The organism is Sphingorhabdus rigui (assembly GCF_014196595.1).
Taxonomy (GTDB): domain Bacteria; phylum Pseudomonadota; class Alphaproteobacteria; order Sphingomonadales; family Sphingomonadaceae; genus Sphingorhabdus_B; species Sphingorhabdus_B rigui.
In genome coordinates this window covers 918006-941289 of the sequence record NZ_JACIEA010000001.1, presented here as the reverse complement: position 1 = coordinate 941289, position 23284 = coordinate 918006, and the positions used below count along the sequence as shown (strand labels likewise).

Sequence of the window (23284 nt, the reverse complement as noted above, 5' to 3'; positions counted from 1 at the left end):
CTTCATTTTGATTGGTGCGAAATATAGCGCCCGCGATGGGCAATGAGGAAAGCCAGTTAAACTCTGCCCCGCCTATGGCTAAGACCGCCCTGTTATCAGGGTGTTTTTCGTCTAAAATGGGCGAGATCGCGCGGTTCATTACGCGGCGTTATGCACACCGATTGTAAAATATGTTCACCCCGTGCGTGGTTAATTTTCATTAAACCTAATCGAAGCGGTTATTCCTTGGAAAACCTTGCGGCGGAAGTCGACCCGCTGCGCCGCGCGCTACGCGCCACAAGGACATGTCGTTTTCCGTGCGCATCCGGCCGCTATCGCCGCCCATCGCCCAGCTGAGCCCTTCGCTCATCTTAAAGCACACAGCGTCTGCAAGGCCGCCATCCTTATAACGCTGCAAGGTAACGCCCTGCCCTTTGGCCATTTCGGGAATTTCACTGAGCGGGAAGACCACCAATTTGCGGTTGTCACCCACTACGGCAACATATTGGTCCTTCAACGTCGCTTCGTCTGTGGCCTCTGTGGGAGCAAGGCGAACCACCGAAAGCTTCGCGCCCGGTTTCAACGTGACGACGCCGCGTCCTTTGCGGGTTTCGGCAATAATGTCGCTCATCCGCGCGATAAAGCCCTTGCCCGTTGAAGCCGCGAGCAACAGGCGCCCGTCTGCAACTGCGGGGAACGCCGCAACGATATCATTCCCGGTTTCGATGTCGATCATTGTGCCAACAGGTTCACCGAAACCGCGGGCACCGGGCAACTTGTCAGCACCCAAGGTGTAAAAACGGCCATTCGCTGTTGCGATCAGGATCTTGTCTGTCGTCTGCGTGTGGAACGCAAAGGCAGGGCCATCCCCTTCCTTAAATTTGAAATCGGCGCGCGCAGACAGATCCACATGCCCCTTCATGGCTTTAATCCAGCCACGTTTTGACATGATAACCGTGACGGGTTCGCGTTCGACAAATGCCTCGAGCGAAATCTCGCGCGCTTGCCCTGCTTCCTCAAGGCTTGTGCGGCGCCGGCCAAGTTCGGTATCTTCACCGTAATTTTTGCGCAGCGCAGTCAGATCTTTTTTCAAGCGAGTCTTCTGCCGCGCGGGGCTTTCGATAAGCTTCACCAGCTCTTCGCGTTCAGCTTCCAAGCCCTCAAGCTCGCGCCGTAACTCCATTTCTTCCAGCCGGCGGAGCGAACGCAAACGCATGTTAAGAATGGCCTCGGCCTGCCGGTCATTCAGCAGGAACTCGGCCATCATAACGGGCTTTGGTTCATCTTCGTTACGGATGATTTCAATGATGCGATCAAGGTTGAGGAACGCAATGATATAACCCTGAAGCAGTTCAAGGCGGCTATCGATCTTTTCCAGCCGGTGCTGCGATTTGCGCACCAGCACTTCGATCTGGTGCGTCAACCAACGCAACAGAACTTCGCCCAAGCCCATGACCTTTGGCGTGCGGTCGGCATCGAGCACGTTCATGTTCAACGAAAAGCGCGTTTCAAGGTCTGTAAGGCGGAACAACGCGTTTTTAAGATCTTCGGGATCAACATTGCGGCTTTTGGGCACAAGCACGATACGAACGCGTTCGTCGCTTTCGTCACGAATGTCGTCCAATATGGGGAGCTTCTTATCGGCAATCAGTTGCGCGATTTGCTCGATCAGCTTGCCTTTTTGCACCTGATACGGAATTTCCGACACAACAAGCTGCCACGTGCCGCCGGGCAGTTTTTCGACGCCTGTGGGTTCCCAGCATTTCTCGCTGTCCTGCCAGCCATTTGAAAAGCGCGCACGTACCCGCATGGCACCGCGACCGCTCGCATAGGCTGCACTTATGACCGCTGGGCTGTCCACCAGCACGCCACCCGTTGCAAAATCGGGTCCCTTGACGATTTCCATCAACTGTTCGTGCCGCGCCTGTGGCTCATCAATTAAGAGCATGGCAGCGTCGATAATTTCGGCCGCATTATGCGACGGGATGCTGGTCGCCATGCCGACGGCGATGCCGCTTGCACCATTTGCCAACAAATTGGGGAACAGGCCGGGCATAACCTCGGGCTCTTCGTCTTCACCATTGTAGGTAGGGCGAAAGTCCGTTGCGTTCTCATCAAGCCCGTTCATGAGCTCGATCGCTGTGCGCGTCAGACGGGCTTCAGTATATCGATACGCAGCCGCATTATCGCCGTCGATGTTGCCAAAGTTGCCCTGCCCGTCCACCAGCGGATAACGCAGCGAAAAAGTCTGCGCGAGCCGGACCATTGCGTCATAAACGGATTGGTCGCCATGCGGGTGATATTTACCGATGACATCGCCGACAACACGGGCACATTTCTTATACCCGCTAGCCGGATCAAGCTTGAGCAAGCGCATCGCCCATAACAAACGCCGGTGCACAGGTTTCAACCCGTCGCGCAGATCAGGTAGCGACCGCGCGGTGATCGTTGACATCGCGTAGATCAGATAGCGTTCCGACAAAGCCGCATCAAACGGCGCATCGACAATCGCGTCAAATGGATCTTCTGCTGGAGCGTCAACTGTGTCAGACATAATTTACCCGATAGCGAGGGAACCCGCCGCCGCAAAGCAACGATTTCAGCAATCCACAGCTTAATGCGCTCAGCGCAATATGCTGCGTTGCAATAAAGACACATTTCAGGTGCAAAATTGTAATAAATCACGAGTTTGCTAGAATTTAGCGTAACAAAGTGCCAGATTCATGCCCGTCAGTAGAAATATACCGACAAAACTGGGGATGATCATGAAAACATATAAGTTAATTTCTGCACTTGCGGTGACGGTTTCGTCCACCGCGCTCTTCGTAGCGGCAGCCAATCCGGCGTTTGCACAGCAAGATACATCTGCGCAGGCAGCCGATGCTGAAGAGGCAACCGGTATAAATGCAATTATCGTAACCGGTACACGTCGGACCGACCGCACCGTTGCCGACAGCACAGTGCCCGTCGATGTCATCTCCGGCGATGAACTGCTGAACAGCGGCACAACCGAAACCAACAAGTTGCTGAACCAGCTCGTTCCCTCATTCAACTTTCCGCAGCCATCCTTGACCGATGGCACCGACTCGCTTCGTCCAGCGACCTTGCGCGGACTTGCGCCAGACCAAGTGCTCGTGCTCGTCAACGGCAAGCGCCGTCACCAGTCTGCGTTGGTCAACCTCAACGGTTCAGTAGGTCGCGGATCAACCGCGGTTGATTTGAACACCATACCGCCGCTCGCCATTGAACGCCTCGAAGTCCTGCGCGACGGCGCGGCCTCGCAATATGGTTCCGATGCAATTGCAGGCGTGATCAACATTCAGCTGAAAAAGGGCATTGGCGGACGTGCGCAGGCAACGTTCGGCAAATATATCACCGAGATGGAAGATGTCGGTCAGGTTGATACCGTTTCCTTGACCACTGGCCTTTCGGACAACCCGGTCATCACATACACCGGCGAAGACCGCAAACGCCGCGATGGTGACACATACACTTTCGCATCAAACTTTGGTCTACCCTTGGGCGACAGCGGCTATGTGAACCTTACTGCCGAATATAAGGACCGTTCACCCACCAACCGTTCGGGCCCAGACATCCGCCGCAATTATTTCAACGCAGGTGATCCGCGCGAAGCGACCTTCAACCGTTATGCGCATCGTTACGGTGACGGCGTGTCGCAGGATCTGAACTTCTTCGTCAACGGCGGCATTGAATTCTCTGACTCAGCAGAATTCTACACCTTCGGCAGCTACGGCATCCGTAAAGGTAATGGCGCTGGTTTCTACCGCCGTTCCGCGGACGTACGCAACCGCGATTGGGCCGCGTCGACGACGACCTTTGTGCCCATTTACGCAGATGGCTTCCTTCCCCTGATTGCCAGCGAAATCGTTGACATCTCTGCGGCAGCGGGTCTTCGTGGCGACATGAGCGGATGGGATTATGACCTATCGGTGGTCTATGGGTCCAACCGTCTGGATTATGAGATCCAAAATACGGTCAACACATCCTTGGGCGGCGCAGTAAGTGCGCGCCAATTTGACGCCGGCGGCCTGCGTTCAGGCCAGACGTCGATCAACCTTGATATGCGCCGCGATTTGGACATCGGTATTGGCCAAAGCGTATCGCTTGCCGTCGGTGGCGAATATCGCAACGAAAACTACAAAATCGTCCCTGGCGAGCTGCAGAGCTACGTCAACGGGCCTTTTTCGGCTGCGCCATATAATGCCGCCGGTGGTGCGCAGGTGTTCCCGGGCTTCCGTCCTGCAAACGCGACGGACGTTTCACGCGATAGCTTTGCTGGTTATATCGAACTCGATGCCGACCTCTCCGACAGCTTGACGATGCAATTGGCGGGACGCTACGAACATTTCAGTGACTTTGGCGATACCATCAATGGTAAAGCCGCAGCACGATATGAAATCGTTGATGGCGTTGCTTTGCGCGGTTCAATTTCAACAGGCTTCCGCGCGCCAAGCCTCGCCCAGCAATCATTCGCAACCACATCGACCAACAACGTAGGCGGCGTGCTTATCGAAGTCGGGACATTCCCGGTTTCGTCGCCTGTAGCGGTTGCGTTGGGTGCACAGGCACTCTCGCCAGAAAAATCGTTGAACCTTGGCGGCGGCGTTACATTCACGCCGATTAGCGGGCTCAGCATCACTGCGGATTACTACAACATAAAAATCAACGACCGCATCACTTTGACCGAAAACCTTCAAGGTACAGACGTTCTGGCGTTGCTGACTGCAGCCGGTGTGACGGGCGTAAGTTCGGCTCGCTTTTTCATCAACGGTATTGATACCCGTACAACTGGTCTTGATATCGTTGCCAGCTACCGTGTGCCAGAATTCGGCCTCGGCAAATTCCGCGTCAGCGTCGGGTATAATTTGAACAATACCAAAATTACCGACCGCCGGGTATTTTCGGGCTTCACTGCGCAGCGTTTGTTCGCACGGCAGGAAAGCTATCGCCTGACCGACGGACAGCCCAAGAACAAGCTGAACGCCACGCTCGATTGGGATTATAACAATCTTGGCATGACGCTGCGCACGAACCGTTACGGCGAAGTATTCTTGCCAAGCGGCTTTTCGACATCAGCGAACAATAGCAACATTGCGCTCACTCCCGGGGCTGTCCCAGGCGATATATTCCTGTCGCCCAAGTGGATTACCGACCTTGAGTTCCGCTTCAAACCCGTTGAGTCCGTCTCAATTGCATTTGGCGCGAACAACGTGTTGGATGTGTATCCAGATCGTCTTCCATTCGGAACGGTTGATGGCGTAAGCTATGGCTTGAACAACTCATTCCTGCCTTACAGCTCGCAGTCGCCATTCGGTTTCAGCGGACGGTTTGTGTATGGTCGTGTCTCTATCGACTTCTAAATTGACGACTTTTTGAGAAGCAAGGGCGCGGCGTAAAACCCGCGCCTTTCTTTTTTGTGCACTTCAGACGCGTCATTTTTGACGCCTTGCGGTCTGCCTGCTAACGGGGCGACGACTCCCGATAGCAGCAGAAAGCGACCAACATGATCCCACGTTATTCCCGCCCCGACATGGTGAAGATTTGGGAGCCTGAAAACCGCTTTCGCATTTGGTTCGAAATTGAGGCACATGCCACCGATGCACTTGCCGAACGCGGCGTTGTTCCCGCCTCTGCTGCGCAAGCGCTTTGGAAATGGTGGGACACTAACCCAGCTATCGATGTTGCAGCCATTGACGCGATTGAGGCCGTCACAAAGCATGATGTCATCGCGTTCCTGACATGGGTCGCAGAGCAAGTGGGCGACGAAGCGCGTTTCATGCATCAGGGGATGACATCATCCGATGTGCTCGACACCTGCTTGGCGGTTCAGCTCACGCAAGCAACCGATCTCTTGCTCGCGGACATGGATGCGTTGCTCGCCGCGATTAAAACGCGCGCCATGGAGCACAAATTTACGCCGACCATCGGCCGCAGCCACGGCATTCATGCCGAACCCGTGACGTTCGGTATGAAGCTTGCGCAAGCCTATGCCGAATTCGCACGTGGCCGTGAACGCCTTGTGGCCGCCCGCGCTGAAATCGCGACATGCGCCATTTCGGGCGCAGTCGGAACCTTTGCCAATATCGATCCGGGCGTTGAAGCGCATGTTGCGGCAAAGCTTGGCCTTGCGATTGAACCTGTATCGACGCAGGTCATCCCGCGTGACCGCCATGCCATGTATTTCGCAACGCTGGGCGTTATCGCCTCGTCCATTGAACGTCTCGCGACCGAAGTGCGCCATTTACAACGCACCGAAGTGCTTGAGGCGGAAGAGTATTTCTCGCCGGGTCAAAAGGGCAGCTCCGCCATGCCGCATAAGCGCAACCCGGTGCTGACGGAAAATCTGACTGGCCTTGCCCGTATGGTGCGCGGCTATGTGACGCCTGCTCTGGAAAATGTCGCTTTGTGGCATGAACGCGATATCAGCCACTCAAGCGTCGAACGCTATATCGGGCCAGATGCGACAATCACACTTGATTTCGCCCTTGGCCGACTGACGGGCGTCATTGATAAGCTGCTGATCTATCCTGAACGGATGCAGAAGAATCTCGACCGCATGGGCGGCCTTGTCCATTCACAGCGCGTGCTATTGGCGCTCACGCAGGCTGGTATCAGCCGCGAGGACAGCTACCGCATCGTTCAACGCAACGCGATGAAGGTTTGGGAATCCGACGGCGCAGAATCGCTCATGGAGCTTTTGAAGGCCGATGCAGATGTTTCTGCGAAAATGTCCGCCGAAGAAATCGAAGACCGCTTCAATCTTGATTATCACTTCAAACATATCGACACCATTTTCGAACGCGTATTTGGCTAAGTCTTGGCCGCCACCAAAATGTGCGGCGGCATAGGTTGTTGGATAGCGCTACCCAAAGGCAAAATCTTGTCATAAGGTGGCAAGACAAGAAGGAGCGGCCGACCGATGCGATTTTTGAAGATGCTCATTTGGGTAACGATCATTATCGGGCTAATCGTGTTTGCGACCAACAATTGGGTGCCGGTGTCGGTCAGCCTATGGGGTGGCCTTCGCCTAGACACCAAATTGCCGGCTTTGGTCATTGCAGCGTTTCTGATTGGTTTTGTGCCGCTTTACTTCGTGCACCTGACGCAGGTGTGGCGCATAAAAAGGCGAATAATGACGCTTGAGGCAAACCAGCGCGGCTCGGCAGTGCCGCCACCGCCTCCAGTGTCCCCTCCCCCTGCATACACCGCTGTGGACATGATATGACCAACCCGATTTTCGTCGCAATCGACACGCCCTATCTGGATGACGCGCTGGAATTGACGCGGCGTATTAAGGACCAGGTTGGCGGGATTAAGCTTGGCCTCGAATTTTTCTGTGCCAACGGACATCATGGCGTGCACGAAGTGCAAAAGCTCGGCCTGCCGATCTTTCTTGATCTGAAACTGCACGACATTCCCAATACCGTCGCCAAGGCGATGCAGGCGATTAATACGTTGGAACCAGCCATTGTCACCATCCACGCCGCCGGTGGCCGCGCGATGATGGAAGATGCCAAGGCGGCGGCCGGTGCGCATACCAAAGTTGTCGCTGTTACGGTTTTGACCAGCCTCGACGACCATGACCTTAACCGCGTCGGCGTGTCCGACAGCGCAGACCTTCAGGTCGCCCGACTGGCCGCGTTGGCGCAGGAAGCGGGACTCGACGGCATTGTGTGTTCGGGCCACGAAGTAAAATCCGTCAAAAAGAATTGGAAAGACGGGTTTTTCGTTGTTCCCGGTCTTCGTCCCGCCGGCGGCACCAGCGCAGATCAAAAACGCACTGTTACCCCCCGTCAGGCACGCGACGACGGCGCAAGCATATTGGTTATCGGGCGGCCGATTACCAAGGCCGAGAGCCCCGAAGATGCAGCACGGGCCATTATGGGTACGTTGTAACGCAAGACGCGGACATAAAATCACGCGAGGTTAAGCAAGTTCAGCATGACGGGGACCAACCGCTCCGCTATTAGCGCCCGATGCAAACACAAATCAAAATCTGTGGCCTGAAAGACGAACATACCGTTGATGCGGCTGCTAAGTCAGGCGCGACACACATCGGTCTTAATCTCTATGAACCGAGCCCGCGTTCCGTTCCCTTAGAACAAGCCGCTGCGTTGCGGATGCGCGCGCCCGCCGGTGTAAAGGTCGTCCTGCTGCTGGTGAACGCCGAGCCCGGCTTTACCGCCAAGGCTATTGAAGTCGTAAAACCCGATATCGTGCAATTTCACGGATCGGAAACGCACCAATATTTGCGCGTTTTAAAAAGCGCGGTCGACATCGAAATCTGGAAAGCCTTTGGGGTGAAAGACGCCGCAACGCTTAAAAATGCGGACCAATATGAAGGCGCAGCAGACCTCATCCTATTTGATGCGCCGGCGCAAGCATTGCCCGGCGGCACGGGTACGCGGTTCGACTGGTCCTTGCTCAACCAGCATAAGCACAAGCTGCCTTGGGGGCTTGCCGGCGGTCTGAACCCCGACAATGTTGGAGAAGCCCTGCGGCAAACTCGCGCGATATTGGTCGATACCTCGTCTGGCGTTGAGTCCGCGCCGGGCATCAAGGATATGGACAAGATTGCGGCCTTCTGCCAAGCGGTGCGCAACCATGACAACAGCTGAACTCACACCAAACTCATTCCGCAACCAACCCGACGATCGCGGCCATTTCGGCCAGTTCGGTGGTCGCTATGTCGCCGAAACGCTCATGCCGCTCGTGCTCGACCTAGAACGCGAATATCGCGCCGCAAAACAGGACCCGGCATTTGCGGCCCAGTTCGATGATTTGCTGGAGCATTATGTCGGTCGTCCGTCGCCGCTTTATTATGCCGAGCGCCTGACAGAGGAAGTCCGCAAAAACGCACCCGCAGGCAAAGGCGCGCAAATCTGGTTCAAACGCGACGAGCTGAACCACACGGGCGCGCACAAGATCAACAATTGCATTGGCCAGATATTGCTCGCCATCCGGATGGGTAAGACGCGGATCATCGCGGAAACTGGCGCTGGCCAGCATGGCGTTGCCACGGCAACCGTCTGCGCACGTTTTGGCCTGCCTTGCTTCATCTATATGGGTGCGAAGGACATTGAACGGCAGCAGCCCAATGTCTTCCGCATGCGCTTGTTAGGCGCGGAGGTCATTCCGGTTACCAGCGGTGCTGGCACGTTGAAGGACGCAATGAACGAAGGACTTCGCGACTGGGTCGCCAATGTCCACGACACATTCTACATCATTGGCACAGCCGCTGGCCCACATCCCTATCCTGAATTGGTCCGCGATTTCCAAAGCGTCATCGGCAAGGAAGCGCGCGCGCAGATGCTGAGCCGCATCAACCGCCTGCCCGATTTGTTGGTTGCAGCCATTGGCGGCGGATCAAACGCCATTGGCCTTTTCCACCCGTTTTTGGACGACAAAGACGTTCAAATGCTTGGCATTGAAGCGGCGGGTCATGGTCTTGAAAAAGAACATGCCGCCAGCCTTGCGGGCGGTCGCCCGGGCATCTTGCACGGCAACAAGACCTATTTGTTGCAGGATGACGACGGCCAAATCGCCGAGGCGCATTCAATTTCGGCGGGCCTCGATTATCCCGGCATTGGCCCAGAGCATAGCTGGCTCAAGGAAATCGGCCGCGTGCGTTACGACAGCGTGACCGACACCGAAGCGCTTGCCGCGTTCCAATTGCTCTGCCGCACCGAAGGCATTATTCCCGCGCTAGAGCCTGCCCACGCCATTGCAGCGGTGGAACGCGAAGCGAAGAAGATGGACCGTGACCAGATCATCCTCGCCAACCTCTGCGGTCGTGGTGACAAGGATATTTTCACCGTCGCTGAGGCTTTGGGGACTTCGATATGAACGGCCCGACTTTGGTTATCCTGAAACACGTTCAGGATAACGAGGGGTTGGTTGCATGACCCGCCTCTCCACCGCCTTTGCCAAAGCCCACCCCGCCCTCGTCGCCTTTATCACTGCGGGTGACGGCGACACCGCAGCCAATCTCGATGCGCTCGTCGCGGGTGGCGCGGATGTTATTGAACTTGGCATGCCATTCACGGACCCGATGGCCGACGGCCCCGCCATTCAGGAAGCGAACATCCGCAGCCTGAACGCTGGCACCACCACGGCGGATATCTTCGCCCTCGCCTCAGCCTTTCGCAAACGCCATCCAGACACGCCCTTGGTGCTGATGGGTTATGCCAACCCGATGACGATCCGTGGCGGCGACTGGTTCGCATCCGAATGTAACAAAGCGGGCGTAGATGGCGTCATCTGCGTTGACATTCCGCCAGAGGAAGACCCTGAGCTTGGCCCTGCCTTGCGCAGCGCGGGCATTGACCTCATTCGTCTCGCAACGCCCACCACCGACACCGCGCGCTTGCCCGCCGTCCTGAATGGCGCATCGGGCTTCCTATATTATGTCTCGGTCGCCGGTATCACCGGCCTGCAAGTCGCGGCGCAGACCAGCATTGATGAGGCTGTGGCCCGGCTAAAGGCCCATACCGATCTACCCATCGCGGTTGGCTTTGGTGTCCGCACACCCGAACAAGCCGCCAACATCGCCCGCGTTGCCGATGGCGTTGTTGTTGGTTCCGCAATCGTCGAACTCGTCGCCACACATGGCGTCAACGCCGCTGGTCCAGTCCGCGATTATGTGGCATCCCTTAAGCACGCAATCGTCACAGCCAGAAAGGCCTCCGCATGAACTGGGTCACCCGCGTCCGCAACGCCATTCCCTTCATCGCCAAGCGCGAAACGGCCGAAACGCTCTGGCACAAGTGTAAGGGCTGTCAGGCGATGATCTTCCTCAAGGAATTTGAGGAAAACCAGTCTGTCTGCCCGAAATGTGACCATCACGGCCGCATTGGCCCCGCCGAACGCTTTGCCGCATTGTTCGATGACGACAGCTATGACGTGCTTAAGCCGCCCGTTGTCGGCGAAGACCCGTTGAAGTTCAAAGATACCAAGAGATATATCGACCGCATCAAAGCCGCCCGCCTCGCAACAGGTGAGCAAGACGCGATGATGAGCGCACGTGGCGAAATCAACGGCCAGCCTGTCGTGGTCAGTGTTCAGGATTTCGCCTTCATGGGCGGTTCCATGGGCATGGCGGTTGGTGAGGCATTCATTGACGCTGTAAAGGCCGCGATCCGCGCGAAATGCCCCTACATCATCTTCACAGCCGCAGGCGGCGCACGCATGCAGGAAGGCATATTGAGCCTGATGCAGATGCCGCGTTCGACCGTCGCCATTCAGATGCTGCATGATGCGGGACTGCCCTACATCGTTGTGCTTACCGACCCCACCACCGGCGGTGTCACCGCGTCTTACGCGATGCTGGGCGATGTCCAGATTGCAGAGCCAGGCGCATTGATTGGTTTTGCCGGACAGCGGGTGATTGAGCAGACAATTCGCGAGAAACTGCCCGAAGGATTCCAGCGCGCCGAATATCTGTTGGAACATGGCATGATCGACATGGTCACCCACCGCCACGAACTCCGCGGCGTATTGTCGCAGCTCGTCGGGTACCTCGCGCCAGAGAAGAAGGCGGCTTAAGTAAACGACAACCAGTCTATATTGTCATTCCCGCATGCCTGACCACGCCATTTCCTCTGACCCTGCTGTTCAGGCGCAATTGGACCGGCTGACCATGTTGTCGCCCGGCAAGGATGTCTTGGGGCTAACGCGCATTGCTGCGTTGCTGGACCGCCTCGGTAATCCGCACCATAATCTTCCGCCGGTGTTCCATGTCTCTGGCACCAACGGCAAAGGTTCGACCTGCGCGTTTTTGCGCGGAGCGATTGAGGCGGCGGGCATGACGACGCATGTCTATTCAAGCCCGCATCTGGTGCGTTTCAATGAGCGGATCCGCGTTGCGGGCAAGCTGATCGATAACGTGAGCTTATCCGCGCTGCTTTCGGAGGTTTTGGACCATGCCGAAGGGCTGGAAGCGAGCTTCTTTGAAGTCACCACCGCAGTTGCCTTTTGCGCCTTTGCGCGGACGCCAGCCGATGCGTGCATCGTCGAAGTCGGCCTGGGTGGCCGGTTGGATGCAACCAATGTGCTCACGCAGCCCGTGGCGTGCGCGATTGCATCCTTGGGATTGGATCATGAAGGCTTCTTGTTGGCGGCGGAGGACGGTGTTCCCGATATGCCGCCGCTCGACCGCATCGCCTTTGAAAAGGCTGGAATTGCAAAGCCGGGATCACACCTGCTCACGCAAAAATATTCAGCATCGATGGCCAACACCGTTGCCACGCAAGCCATATTGCACAACGCACCGTTGCACGCACGCGGTGAAAGCTGGGATGCGGCCGTCTATGATGACCGTTTGCATTACCGCGACGCCGCCGGAAAGCTTAACCTGCCCCTTCCCCGCATGATAGGCGCACATCAGGCCGACAATGCGGCTTTGGCCATTGCAATGCTGCGCCATCAAACGGCGATCCATATTCCGGAGGCAGCGCTGTCTGCCGCGATGGAGTGGACACGCTGGCCCGCACGGATGCAAACATTGTCTGCGGGGCCGCTGACTGACCGACTGCCGACGGGTTCAACCGTCTGGCTCGACGGCGGGCACAACCCCGATGCCGGGGCGGCGATTGCCAAAACGCTTGAGGACGGCGCGCCCGTTCACGTCATCATCGGCATGTTGATTAACAAAGACGCGCTTGGTTTCCTTGCGCCGTTCGCACACGAAATTGAATCGCTATCCGCCGTGCCGATTGCGGGCCATGAGCATCATGACCCGTTGGATTTGTGCCGGATAGCGAAAGATGATCTTGGCATCGCAGTGGCCGCCCCTGAGGGCGACGTTGACGCTGCGATGGAACGCATTGCAAGCCATCGCCAGCCATCGAATGTGTTGATCTGCGGTTCGCTCTATCTTGCCGGTGAAGTGTTACGGCTGAACGACCAAAGTCCAGACTGACTTTAAGGCTGCGTCAAGCGCTTAGGCTGCCCTTTCCAAGCAAGCAGCCCACCTGCTACCAACACGGCCGCAAAAATCGCCGTGATGCTGTTGGCAAATTCTAGCGGCTGCGAAAGCAATAGCCCGATGAGGCCCGCCACCACGAGCAAAAATCCGAAGATACGCAATGGCCCGACGGGCTCTTTCAAAGCCTTCTCGTTCACCGCTTCAACCTGATGAATGCTTTGAACGACATAGCCTTTGCTCCACAGCAGCCAGAGCAAGACCATGCCCGGAATGGCTGCCACGACGGTGAAGCCCCAAAAGCCCACCCAACCGACATTTTCCGCAACGATCCCAGCCGGGCCCGCCATGAACGTGCGGCCCACGCCCGCAAAGGACGACAGCAGCGCAAATTGCGTTGCGGTGTAGGCGATGCTCGATAGTCCCGACAAATAGGTCGCAAATACCGTCAGGCCGATACCGCTGGTCAAATTTTCGGTGCAGATCGCCGCAACCATCATCCAATAACTGTTACCCGTCGCCGCCAATATCATAAACATGACGTTGGAGAACATCATCAACAGACCCGAAATCAGCAGCGCGCGGCCCATGCCAAGCCATAGGATGAATGGCGCCCCAAGCGCGGAACCCACAATCAGTGCGCCAAAGCCCCACAATTTGTTCGCCGAAATGTAATCCAGATCGGAAAAGCCAAGGTCCACGATCATCGGGCTCAGCATCGCCTGCCCCATGGCATCGCCCACCTTGTAGACCAGCACAAAACCAAGAATGAGGAACGCGCCATGCCGCGTCAGGAACTCGCGGAACGGGTTCACCACGGCCTCTATCAGCCACTGCTTTGGCTTCATGCCCTCCACATGGGCAAAGCGGTCAACAAACTTGCCCGGTCCGGCCCACAGGGCACCAATGATGGCAGGGATGATGCAAAAGGCAGTCAGCCCATAAGCGGTTGCCCAGCCAAGCCCCAGCCCTTCCTGAGAGGCAAAATAGATCGTGCCTGCGCCAGCGATCAGATTGCCGGTGCGATAGCCAAACTGGTTGGTTGCGGTACCATGGGCGAATTCTTCTTCTTCCAAAATCTCGATACGATAGGCGTCGATAACAATGTCCTGTGTCGCAGAAAGGAAGGCGGTTATCAGTGCCCAAATCGCGAAAAGGCCCATCTCGCCCGGCTGCGGGTTGCTGGCGCCGAGTTGCCAGATCGACACAAACAGCAATGCCTGAATGACGAACAGCCAGCTGCGGCGTTGGCCGAATATCTTGGTAAGCACTGGCAAGTGCAGCTTATCCACCAATGGCGCCCACAGGAATTTGATCGTGTAGGGAATGCCCAATGCCACGGCAAAACCGATGGTCGCGGTGTCGATGCCGACCTTCGCCAGCCAGAATGTCATTGTTGCTACCAGCAACGTCAACGGAAAGCCGCTCGAAATGCCCAGCAGGAACGTAATCACCGGGTTTTTGCGCATATAGGGCCGAAAGGCCGGAACCAGCATTGCGATAACCGGCAATGCAATCAAAATAGCTGCAAAAATGATAAAACGTTGCAAATCAACTGACATACGGACCCCTCCGAGCGTGTTGCGCAGATGACTAACGGCATTTTCCTGAATGGCCAGTGACTTTTGAAGCAACATGCGTCAAAGGCGCTTTATGGTAAAACCTCCTTTAAAAGCCCCTGCCCGTCCAGCCAAGCCTCCGCGCCTGCGTTGGGACAGCAAACCCGTCCGTAAACCCAACCCGAACGCCGCGCCAAGCAAAGGTGCATTGGAGCGTAAGGATGGCGAAGAACGTATCGCAAAGCTGCTCGCGCGCGCTGGTGTCGCCTCGCGTCGCGAAATCGAACGCATGATTGCCGATGGCCGTGTGACGTTGAATGATGAGAAGGTCGAAACCCCCGCAACATTGCTAAAATCGCTGCGCGGTGTGGCGGTGGATGGCAAGGCCGTGGGCCAACCTGCGCCGACGCAATTGTACATGTTCCATAAGCCCGAGGGCTGCCTGACGGCCGAACGCGACTTTAGCGGGCGCAAGACGATTTACGACGTTCTACCCACAGACCTGCCGCGCCTTATGCCCATTGGGCGGTTGGATTTGAACACGGAAGGCTTGTTGCTGCTCACCAATGACGGTGAATTCAAACGCCAGATGGAATTACCGTCCACCGGCGTGGAGCGGACATATCGCGCACGCTGCTTTGGTGACGTCAGTCAAGAACAGCTGGAAGAGCTGATCCACGGCATTGAAATTGAAGGCGTCAAATATGGCAAAATCGACGCCAATCTGGAGCGCCGGACCGGCCGCAATGGTTGGGTTGAAATGACGCTGACCGAGGGCAAGAATCGCGAAGTGCGCCGTGTCCTTGAACATCTTGGGCTCGAAGTCAGCCGTCTTATCCGCACGCGTTATGGGCCATTTGTATTGGGTGAGCTTGCACCCGGCACTGTCGGCGAAGTGCGGCGCGTCGACCTCATCGAATTTCGAAAGACTTTGAAATAATGCGGATCATTTCAGGGGAGTGGCGTTCACGTCCGTTGGTGGCGCCCAAGGGTGATACGACAAGGCCCACGGCCGATCGTACGCGCGAGACATTGTTTTCCATGCTCACCAGTCGGCTCGGTTCATTCGACGATTTGCGGGTGCTGGACCTTTTTGCAGGTTCAGGGGCGCTTGGCCTTGAAGCTTTGTCGCGCGGCGCCGCGCATTGCACCTTTGTCGAGCAGGACCATTTGGCACTCGACGCGCTTGAAAAGAATATCGCAAAACTCGGCGGCAAGGACCGATGCGATGTCCGCAAATCGTCGGTACTGTCGATGGGCAGCGCTTTAAGGCCTGCGGACATCGTCCTGATGGACCCACCCTATCTCAGCGGTGCTGGATCGGTAGCGCTCGACAAGCTTGGCCGTTTTGGATGGTTTGCACCCTCCGCATGGATCAGCGTCGAGACCAGCATCAAAGAGGATGTCGAGGTCAAGGGCTTCACCGTCGATACTGTGCGCAACGTCGGCAAAGCACGGATCACATTGCTGCGTCCGGATCATGATCAGGCATGAACGCCGCGCCAAGCCGGCGGCGGCGTGTTGATTGCCGCCGGCTTTGTGATCCTGGACGGGCGGCTATTTCGCCGGGCGTAGCATCCAAAGCCCGGCAAGGCTGAACAGCGCAATAGCAGCCAGATAATAGCCGACATATTCGAGGCCTAATTCCGATAGTTTCAAAGCGATGTTAGGGGCCAGCGCGCCACCCAATATCCCCGCTGCGTTGAAACAGATCGATGCGCCCGTATAGCGCACACGCGCAGCGAACAGCCCCGGCAGCCATGCGCCAAGTGGTCCGTAAACCAGCCCCATCACAAAGAGCAGCAGCGAAAGATACATGCCGGTGAGCATCAGGTCACCGCTGCCTAGCCAAGGCCCGGTTGTGAAACTTGCGCCAACCAGCGCCACACATCCAATCGCTAGCACCCGGGCCGGGCTGGTCCGATCGGCCCAGTAACCCGAAACAATGATACCAGCGGCCATGAACAGGATCGAGATGAGCTGGATGCCCAGAAACGCCTCGCGCGCGATGCCCAATTTGGTTGTGCCATAGCCGAGCGCAAAAGCGGTCGAGAGATAGAAGACCGCAAAGCAGGCGATCGCCGCAAATGTACCGCCGAACAGTTGGCGTGGGTGGGTGCGCACAACCTCTGCCATGGGAACGCGCGGCGGCGGAGCCTCTTCCAGCGCCGCGGCAAATGCTGGTGTTTCGGTCAAACGAAGGCGGACCCACAAACCCATGCCGACCAAAAGAGCGCTCAACACAAACGGAATGCGCCAGCCCCATTCACGGAACTCGGAATCGCTGAGTATGAGGCCAAGTATCAGGAACAGGCCGTTCGAAAGGATGAAACCCACAGGCGCGCCGAGTTGCGGGAACATTCCATAGCGCGCGACCTTGCCCTTGGGTGCATTTTCAACCGCAAGCAACGCGGCTCCGCCCCATTCGCCCCCAAGTCCAAAGCCCTGACCGAAACGCAAAAGGCATAAAAGCGCCGGCGCGATCCAACCGGCAACGGCGTAGGTCGGCAGCAGCGCAATCAGAAAAGTCGATACGCCCATGATCATCAACGACCAGACAAGCGTTGCCTTACGCCCGATGCGGTCGCCATAATGACCAAATACCAGCGCGCCAACCGGCCGGGCAATAAAGGCCAACGCAAAGGTCAGCCAGCTTTGCAGCAACTGAGCCTCGGGGCTCGATTGCGGAAAGAATAGCGGGCCAAAGACCAGCGAAGCCGCCGTTGCGAAAATATAGAAATCATAAAATTCGACGGCTGTTCCGGCCATGGCCGCGCCAAGAATCCGACGATGCGACGGTTCAGGCGCGGTTGCGGCTTCACCTGCGTTGGTGGTTGTCATTGTACTTCCCCCTTGTCTTACATTTCTGCTGACACCGACGGCGGCGAAAGGAAAGCGGAAAAGTGCATTGCCCTTCGATGATCTGTTCCCTAATCGTTCGCACGTGAATCACCCCTCCCCTGCCCCGACGCCGCCTTGGTTGGACGGTTTGAACGCGCCCCAGCGCGAAGCCGTTTTGACAACCGAAGGCCCCGTGCTTCTGCTGGCCGGAGCGGGCACAGGCAAAACGGCCGCATTAACCGCGCGAATGGCGCAGATTTTGTACACGCGCCTTGCATGGCCGTCCGAAATTCTCGCCGTGACCTTCACCAACAAAGCCGCGCGTGAAATGCGTGAGCGTATTGGCGCTATGGTCGGCTCCGCGGTGGAAGGCATGCCATGGCTTGGCACGTTCCACAGCATTGGCGCAAAGCTGCTGCGTCGCCACGCCGAAATAATCGGGCTACAGAGCAATTTTACGATTATCGACACCGATGATCAGATCAGATTGCTCAAGCAGTTGATCCAGTCGGAAGATTTGGACGAGAAACGATTTCCGGCGCGCGGGCTTGCCGCATTATTGGACAAATGGAAAAACGCGGGCAAGTCACCGGCAGATTTGGACGCTGGTGATAATGAGGCTTTCGCCAATGGTAAGGGGCAACGGATGTACGCGCTGTATCAGGCGCGCTTGCTTGCCCTGAACGCGTGTGATTTTGGCGATTTGTTGCTCCACGGGCTGAATCTGTTGAAAAACAACCGCGACATCCTCGAAAAATATCAGGCCCAGTTTAAATATATTCTCGTCGACGAATATCAGGATACGAACGCCGTCCAATATCTCTGGCTGCGCTTGCTCGCCCAAAAACGCAAAAATATTTGCTGCGTCGGTGACGATGACCAAAGCATTTATTCATGGCGCGGCGCAGAGGTTGCCAACATCCTGCGTTTTGAAAAAGATTTCCCCGGCGCGAAGACGATTAAGCTCGAACAAAATTATCGCAGCACGCCGCATATTTTGGCGGCGGCCTCTGGCCTCATTGACGCCAACAGCACGCGGCTCGGCAAGACATTGTGGACGGAACTCGACGATGGCGAAAAGGTCCGCATCATCGGGGTCTGGGATGGTCCAGAAGAAGCCCGCCGCGTCGGCGAAGAAATTGAAGCGTTGCAATATAAAGGCGAGAGCCTCGACAGCGTGGCTATACTCGTGCGCGCGCAGCATCAAACACGCGAATTCGAAGACCGCTTCATACAAATCGGCGTTAACTATCGGATAGTCGGCGGTTTTCGCTTTTACGAACGCGCCGAAATTCGCGATGCCATTGCCTATTTGCGTATCGTAAACCAGCCGGCCGACGACTTGGCGTTCGAACGTATCGTCAACGTCCCAAAACGCGGTATCGGCGATAAAGCGGTCGAAAAAATCCACATTGTTGCCCGTGCCGAGCGCACCCCGCTTTCAGTCGCCGCCGCGCGATTGGTTGGAACTGATGAGTTGACCGGCAAGGCGCGCAAGTCGCTCGCCGATCTGGTGGTCGATATCGCCCGTTGGCGCGACGAAGCGGCGCATATGTCGCCAGCGAACCTGACGCGGCTGATCATGGATGAATGCGGCTATACGGCCGTTTTGCAGGCCGAACGCAGCACCGAAGCATCGGCCCGCCTCGAAAACCTAAGCGAACTTGCGCGCGCGATGGAAGAATATGAAACGCTTGGCGAGTTTTTGGAACATGTCAGCCTGGTTATGGACAATGACCGCGGCGATACCGGCGCAAGCGTCACGATCATGACCATTCATGCCGCCAAGGGCCTTGAATATGACAATGTCTTCCTCGTCGGATGGGAGGAAGGCATATTCCCTTCGCAACGTGCGCTTGATGAAGGCGGCCTTGCTTCGTTGGAAGAAGAACGCCGGCTGGCCTATGTCGCAATAACCCGCGCGAAACGTCGGTGCACCATCATCCATGCGGCAAACCGCCGCATTTATGGCCAATGGACCAGCAGCATTCCCAGCCGTTTCATTGAGGAACTGCCGCTCGACCATATTGAGGCCGAGCAAACCATGACAGGCGGCGCATCACTTTGGCGTGCCAACTGGAGCGAACAAACGGACCCGTTCGCGCATCTGGCCGCCGCCAACCAAGGCCGCAGCAATGCGCGTGGTCCCGGCTGGCAACGGGCAGCCACATCCGGCGGATTTAACCCGCGCCCACAGCGCATACCGGAAAACACACGCAGCGCGGTCAGCCTTGGCAATAAAGGTCGCAGCGACCTCAGCATCGGCCTGCGCGTCTTTCACGAGAAATTCGGTTATGGCGAAATCGCGGAGATCGAAGGCAATAAGCTTGAGATCGAATTCGAACAGGCGGGCCGCAAACGGGTGATGGACAGTTTTGTAACGATCAGCTGACGTATCTGCTCTGGTAATGCCTATCGCTTTGCGGTTATGGAAAGCCATGACTGCGGGGGCTGCACACATCATATCGGACGCAAGAGCCGCGCTTGGCCGCCGCGACGCGTCTTCCGCGATGCGCTTGCTGTCGGAATTGCCCGATGCCCAGATGCCGTGGCTCATGATGGCGCAAGCCTGCAGCCTGGCCGGAGATGCCAAAGCCGAAGAAGCTGCGTTGCAGCGCCAATTGGAAATCGAACCACGCCATTTGCCAGCCTTAATTTTGTCGGGCGAGTTAAAAGCGCGCTTGGGCGATGATCGGGCAGCAAACGCGTTCTTTCAAGCCGCGCTTAACCAAGCCGCGACGATGCCAGACGTGCCGGCATCGCTGCACCCCATGTTGAACCGCGCGCGCGATTTCATCGTGCACGTTCAGGCGAAATTCGAACAGCATTTGGTTGACGGGCTTGCGCAAGCGGGTTTGCATCGCGACGGCAGGGTTGGCACGGCAATCGACATGTTGCTCGGCAAAAAGCAGCTATACGTGCAGCAGCCTTCGAGTTTTTATTTTCCTGGGCTCCCGCAACGGCAATTTTACGAGCGTTCGGAATTTCCGTGGATAGCCGAAGTCGAAAATGCAGTACCGGCGATGCAAGCGGAATTGCGCGCAGTGTTGGCCAATGGGCAAGACTTCGCACCCTATGTCGAGGCGAGCAGTGACCGGCCGAGAGCGGCAAACCCGCTGATCAATGATCCAAGCTGGGGCGCGTTTTATTTTTGGCGCAACGGCGAAAAAGTTGAAGCCAACGCGTCGCGTTGTCCGGCGACGATGGCTGCGCTGGAATTGGCGCCGATGCCGCGCATCGATAAACGTTCGCCCATTGCCTTATGGTCATTGCTTAAGCCCGGCACGCATATTCAGCCGCATCATGGGCTTTTGAACACACGGTTGATTTGCCATATTCCGCTCATCGTTCCCGACGACTGCGCCATTCGCGTCGGCAACGAGACGCGTGCATGGCACACAGGCGAGGCCCTCATTTTTGACGACAGCTTCGAACATGAGGCATGGAATAAAAGCACGGATACCCGCGTTATATTGTTATTCGAAGTCTGGAGGCCGGAGATTTCCGCTGAGGAACAGGCTGCGCTCACCACCATTTTCGAAACGATCAACGACTATCACGGCATGCCCGAAGATGCAGGATAATATCTGGCCTCGTGAAATGGCCGCTAGCGGCGTCATGAAAATCTCCTCATTGCCTTGGGCAAGACCAGCCGATAGGCGAACGCATCATGTCTGACACGCCCCCCAACATCCACCCGCTCAGCATCGCTGACTTTCGCTATTATTGGCTCGCACGCTTTATGGCGGTGCTGGCAACAATGGGGATGGTCGTCGTTATCGGTTACCAAGCCTATGACATCGCGCGCAGTGACTATGGCATGTCCATTCGCGAAGCGTCGCTGCAGCTTGGATTGCTGGGCCTTGTGCAATTCGTGCCACTTGCATTGTTGACCCCTGTTGCCGGATGGGCCGCAGACCGGTGGGAACGTCGGACAGTCGCGCGGCTTGCCAACAGCATCGACATGATGGTGGCGTTGGCGCTTGGATGGTTCACTTATGTCGATGGGCTTACCCTGCCCCTGCTTTTCCTGTTTGCCGCGTTGCATGGCGTCGCCCGCGTATTTGTAGGGCCGTCCATGTCCGCGATCGCGCCCAACATTGTTCCACCGCCGGCATTGCCGCGCGCCATCGCACTGAGTTCCATCGCGTGGCAAGTCGGGTCCGTTTTTGGTCCAGCCGCAGGCGGTCTGATGTTCGCCGAGAGTGCGTCGCTGCCTTATTGGGTTTCGGCAGGTTTGATGTTGGCCGCCACAATCAGCCTTAGCTGTGTGAAGCCAGTCCATCCGCCGCGCATGGAAAGAAAAATCCATCCCATAAGGCAAATGATTGATGGTCTGCGGTATACATGGTCCGAACGATTTCTGTTGGGTGCCATTACGCTGGACCTATTTGCCGTCCTGCTTGCCGGTGCCACCGCAATGCTGCCCGTGTATGCGCGCGATATCCTGATGGTCGGACCGGATGGTCTTGGCCAGCTGCGCGCCGCGCCAGCAGTCGGAGCCTCCGTCGTTGCGCTGATGCTCGCGATCTGGCCATTACGCCACAATGTTGGCGCCAAAATGCTTTGGGCGGTGGTGGTCTTTGGCGTCGCAACGATTGGATTTGGCCTAAGCCACGAAATTGGCAGCCATGTTTTTGGCGATGCGCGCATCGGTTTCCTCAACATGGGGGCTGGCATGGCGGTCGCGTTAATCTCACTCATCATCCTTGGCGCGTCAGACATGTTGTCCGTCTATGTCCGATCATCATTGGTTCAGCTGAACACCCCAGATGAAATGCGCGGACGCGTAAGCTCGGTATCTGGCCTCGCCATTTCTGCATCCAATGAATTGGGCGAGCTACAGTCCGGTGTGGCGGCGGCGGCCCTTGGACCTGTTGGCGCAGTTGTATTCGGCGGCGTTGGTGCCATATTGGTCACTGGAATCTGGGCGCGGCTATTCCCCGAGCTTAAAAACGCCCGCACATTTGAACCACAATATAGAGGAAGCAATCCATGAAAGCCCAATCGATCCTCGAAACCATCGGCAACACCCCGCACATCCGGATGGGGCGCATGTTCCCCAATGCTGAAGTCTGGATTAAATCCGAACGGTCGAACCCCGGTGGTTCAATCAAGGACCGCATTGGTCTTGCCATGATCGAGGCAGCCGAGAAGGACGGCAGTCTGAAACCCGGCGGCACGATCATTGAACCGACGTCCGGAAATACCGGCGTTGGCCTTGCCATGGTTGCGGCAGTCAAGGGTTATAAGCTTATTCTCGTCATGCCAGAGTCCATGTCGCTGGAACGCCGTCGGCTCATGCTTGCTTATGGGGCCAGCTTCGACCTAACCCCGCGCGAAAAGGGTATGAAGGGTGCGATTGAACGTGCTTTGGAACTGGTGTCCCAAACACCGGGTTCGTGGATGCCGCAGCAGTTTGAGAACCCTGCCAATGTCGACGTCCATGTGCGCACCACATCGCAGGAAATATTGGCAGATTTCGCCGATACACCGATTGATGCCCTGATTACGGGCGTTGGTACAGGTGGGCACATCACGGGATGCGCAGAAGTTCTGAAGAAGGCCTGGCCCAATTTGAAGGTCTTTGCGGTGGAGCCCACTTTGTCGCCAGTGATCAGCGGTGGCCAGCCTGGACCACATGCTATTCAGGGAATTGGCGCAGGGTTTATTCCCGCCAACCTGCACACCGCATTGTTGGATGGCGTCATTCAGGTCGACCCTGAAGTTGCCAAGGAAACCGCACGACGCGCCGCACGCGAAGAAGGCATGCTGGTTGGCATTTCATCCGGTGCGACACTTGCCGCCATCGCGCAGAAGCTGCCCGAATTGCCAGCGGGGTCACGTGTTCTTGGTTTCAGCTATGACACCGGCGAACGCTATTTATCGGTCCCCGACTTTTTGCCCGTCGACTAAACAAAAAATGCCGGGACGTAATATCCCGGCATTTTTGTATCTAAGC

General features: G+C 56.8%; 18 protein-coding genes. 15 read left to right on the top strand and 3 right to left on the bottom strand.

Going from position 1 to position 23284, the window contains the following annotated elements; translation table 11 throughout:
• Window positions 1-205: 205 nt before the first annotated feature.
• On the bottom strand, window positions 206-2533 hold the full coding sequence (parC, locus tag GGR91_RS04385; protein WP_183940419.1) for a DNA topoisomerase IV subunit A: 2328 nt from the start codon (window positions 2531-2533) through the stop codon (window positions 206-208).
• A 211-nt stretch (window positions 2534-2744) separates the two neighbouring features.
• Between parC and GGR91_RS04380 the strand changes: the two genes are divergently transcribed.
• The 9 genes from GGR91_RS04380 to GGR91_RS04340 all read left to right on the top strand — a co-directional run bounded on the left by GGR91_RS04380 (window position 2745) and on the right by GGR91_RS04340 (window position 12919).
• The gene (locus GGR91_RS04380) at window positions 2745-5360 is read left to right on the top strand and encodes a TonB-dependent receptor plug domain-containing protein (protein WP_183940416.1); all 2616 of its coding nucleotides are present in this window, start codon (window positions 2745-2747) and stop codon (window positions 5358-5360) included.
• Window positions 5361-5503: 143 nt separating this feature from the next.
• A complete protein-coding gene (gene purB, locus GGR91_RS04375; RefSeq protein ID WP_183940414.1) occupies window positions 5504-6814 on the top strand; it encodes an adenylosuccinate lyase in 1311 nt (436 codons plus the stop codon).
• Window positions 6815-6919: 105 nt separating this feature from the next.
• Window positions 6920-7225 carry a hypothetical protein gene (locus GGR91_RS04370; protein ID WP_183940412.1) on the top strand — a complete coding sequence of 102 codons (306 nt, stop codon included), beginning with the start codon at window positions 6920-6922 and terminating at the stop codon, window positions 7223-7225.
• Window positions 7222-7896 (top strand): orotidine-5'-phosphate decarboxylase, encoded by a 675-nt coding sequence (gene pyrF, locus GGR91_RS04365; RefSeq protein WP_183940397.1) that lies wholly within the window; start codon window positions 7222-7224, stop codon window positions 7894-7896. The genes GGR91_RS04370 and pyrF overlap by 4 nt, the downstream gene beginning before the upstream one ends.
• A gap of 80 nt (window positions 7897-7976) precedes the next feature.
• Window positions 7977-8618 (top strand): phosphoribosylanthranilate isomerase, encoded by a 642-nt coding sequence (locus GGR91_RS04360; protein ID WP_183940394.1) that lies wholly within the window; start codon window positions 7977-7979, stop codon window positions 8616-8618.
• Window positions 8605-9846 (top strand): tryptophan synthase subunit beta, encoded by a 1242-nt coding sequence (gene trpB / locus GGR91_RS04355; protein ID WP_183940392.1) that lies wholly within the window; start codon window positions 8605-8607, stop codon window positions 9844-9846. Before GGR91_RS04360 ends, trpB begins: the two co-directional genes overlap by 14 nt.
• 55 nt (window positions 9847-9901) lie before the next feature.
• Window positions 9902-10693: a tryptophan synthase subunit alpha gene (trpA, locus tag GGR91_RS04350; protein ID WP_183940390.1), complete on the top strand. Its 792-nt coding sequence runs from the start codon at window positions 9902-9904 to the stop codon at window positions 10691-10693.
• Entirely contained in the window at window positions 10690-11544 is an 855-nt protein-coding gene (gene accD / locus GGR91_RS04345) for an acetyl-CoA carboxylase, carboxyltransferase subunit beta (RefSeq protein ID WP_183940388.1), read from the top strand. Before trpA ends, accD begins: the two co-directional genes overlap by 4 nt.
• A 34-nt stretch (window positions 11545-11578) precedes the next feature.
• On the top strand, window positions 11579-12919 hold the full coding sequence (locus GGR91_RS04340) for a bifunctional folylpolyglutamate synthase/dihydrofolate synthase (RefSeq protein WP_183940386.1): 1341 nt from the start codon (window positions 11579-11581) through the stop codon (window positions 12917-12919).
• 2 nt (window positions 12920-12921) lie between these two features.
• Here the strand turns inward: GGR91_RS04340 and GGR91_RS04335 are convergent, their stop codons facing one another.
• Window positions 12922-14484 carry an AmpG family muropeptide MFS transporter gene (locus GGR91_RS04335; RefSeq protein ID WP_183940384.1) on the bottom strand — a complete coding sequence of 521 codons (1563 nt, stop codon included), beginning with the start codon at window positions 14482-14484 and terminating at the stop codon, window positions 12922-12924.
• A 91-nt stretch (window positions 14485-14575) separates the two neighbouring features.
• On the opposite strand from GGR91_RS04335, the gene GGR91_RS04330 reads away from it, so the two are divergent.
• Window positions 14576-15421, top strand: a complete 846-nt coding sequence (locus GGR91_RS04330) for a pseudouridine synthase (protein WP_246337043.1) — start codon at window positions 14576-14578, stop codon at window positions 15419-15421.
• Window positions 15421-15975 (top strand): 16S rRNA (guanine(966)-N(2))-methyltransferase RsmD, encoded by a 555-nt coding sequence (gene rsmD, locus GGR91_RS04325; RefSeq protein ID WP_183940381.1) that lies wholly within the window; start codon window positions 15421-15423, stop codon window positions 15973-15975. Before GGR91_RS04330 ends, rsmD begins: the two co-directional genes overlap by 1 nt.
• A 63-nt stretch (window positions 15976-16038) precedes the next feature.
• Here rsmD and GGR91_RS04320 read toward each other — a convergent pair whose 3' ends face one another.
• Complete coding sequence (locus GGR91_RS04320; protein WP_183940379.1) at window positions 16039-17322, bottom strand: MFS transporter; 1284 nt, start codon at window positions 17320-17322, stop codon at window positions 16039-16041.
• A gap of 103 nt (window positions 17323-17425) precedes the next feature.
• On the opposite strand from GGR91_RS04320, the gene GGR91_RS04315 reads away from it, so the two are divergent.
• From GGR91_RS04315 to cysK, 4 genes are all read left to right on the top strand, one after another.
• Window positions 17426-19714, top strand: a complete 2289-nt coding sequence (locus tag GGR91_RS04315; RefSeq protein WP_183940377.1) for an ATP-dependent helicase — start codon at window positions 17426-17428, stop codon at window positions 19712-19714.
• Window positions 19715-19760: 46 nt separating this feature from the next.
• Window positions 19761-20906, top strand: coding sequence for an aspartyl/asparaginyl beta-hydroxylase domain-containing protein (locus GGR91_RS04310; protein WP_183940376.1), 1146 nt, complete (start codon window positions 19761-19763; stop codon window positions 20904-20906).
• Between the two features lie 86 nt (window positions 20907-20992).
• The gene (locus GGR91_RS04305; RefSeq protein ID WP_183940374.1) at window positions 20993-22321 is read left to right on the top strand and encodes an MFS transporter; all 1329 of its coding nucleotides are present in this window, start codon (window positions 20993-20995) and stop codon (window positions 22319-22321) included.
• Window positions 22318-23238: a cysteine synthase A gene (gene cysK / locus GGR91_RS04300; protein WP_183940372.1), complete on the top strand. Its 921-nt coding sequence runs from the start codon at window positions 22318-22320 to the stop codon at window positions 23236-23238. Before GGR91_RS04305 ends, cysK begins: the two co-directional genes overlap by 4 nt.
• Window positions 23239-23284: the final 46 nt, after the last annotated feature.